Source organism: Synechococcus sp. BA-120 BA3 (genome assembly GCF_034931285.1).
In the GTDB taxonomy this organism is placed as follows: Bacteria; Cyanobacteriota; Cyanobacteriia; order PCC-6307; family Cyanobiaceae; genus Cyanobium.
On record NZ_JAYGHZ010000215.1, the window covers coordinates 1 to 814 of the forward strand.

1 protein-coding gene is annotated in these 814 nt (G+C 75.1%); it reads left to right on the plus strand.

All coding sequences use genetic code 11. The features are described 5' to 3' along the window. The first annotated feature begins 65 nt into the window (after positions 1-65). Positions 66-722 (plus strand): DUF2232 domain-containing protein, encoded by a 657-nt coding sequence (locus tag VB737_RS07370; RefSeq protein WP_159818450.1) that lies wholly within the window; start codon positions 66-68, stop codon positions 720-722. The last annotated feature ends 92 nt before the right edge of the window (positions 723-814 follow it).

The following is an 814-nucleotide window of genomic DNA, read 5'->3' on the forward strand; positions in this document are numbered from 1 at the left end:
CGCGGGCGCCGCCAACGGCACCGCCCCCGCCACCTCCCGTCCGGCGCCGGCGCCGCGCTGACCCGATGACCCCTCCCCTCCGGCGCCAGCTGAGCCATCGCCAGGCGCGCCAGCTGATGGACACCGCCTACCTGGCGGCCGCCACCGCCCTGCTCTGGGTGGCGCTCTACTACCTGCCGGTGGGCAGCCCCCTGTTCCGCCTCGCCCTGCCCCTGCCCCTGGCCCTGCTGCAGCTGCGCCATGGCTGGCGCTGCGCCCTCGAGGGCGTGGTGGTGACGACCCTGCTGCTGGTGGCCCTGATGGGTCCGATCCGCGGGCCCCTGGTGCTGTTCCCCTACGGCCTGCTTTCCCTCTGGCTGGGCTGGGGCTGGCGTCGTCGCAGCAGCTGGTGGCTCACCCTGGGGGTGGGGGGCCTGATCGGCGCCGCCGGCTTCCTGGTGCGGGTGGCGGTGCTCTCGGTGCTGGTCGGCGAGAACCTCTGGGTGGTGATCACCACCGCCGCGGCCAACCTGCTGGACCGGCTGGCGGGGGTGGTGGGTCTGGCGGGCGGGTTCGACCTCGACCAGGTCCAGGTCGCGGCCCTGCTGCTGGTGCTGCTCCAGAACCTGATCGTGGTGCTGGCGCTCCACGCCGTGGCCTACTGGATCTTCCCCCGGCTCGACCAGCCCATTAGCGAGCCGCCGCCGGCCCTGCGCGGCCTGGTGGCCCTCGACCCCCTTTGACCCTGCCGGGGCGGATCGCCGGCTCTGCGTCCGCCGCCGCCGCCTGGGGCCGGCCCTGGCAGCAGGAGTGGCGTGACGCCGAGCTGCTGGTC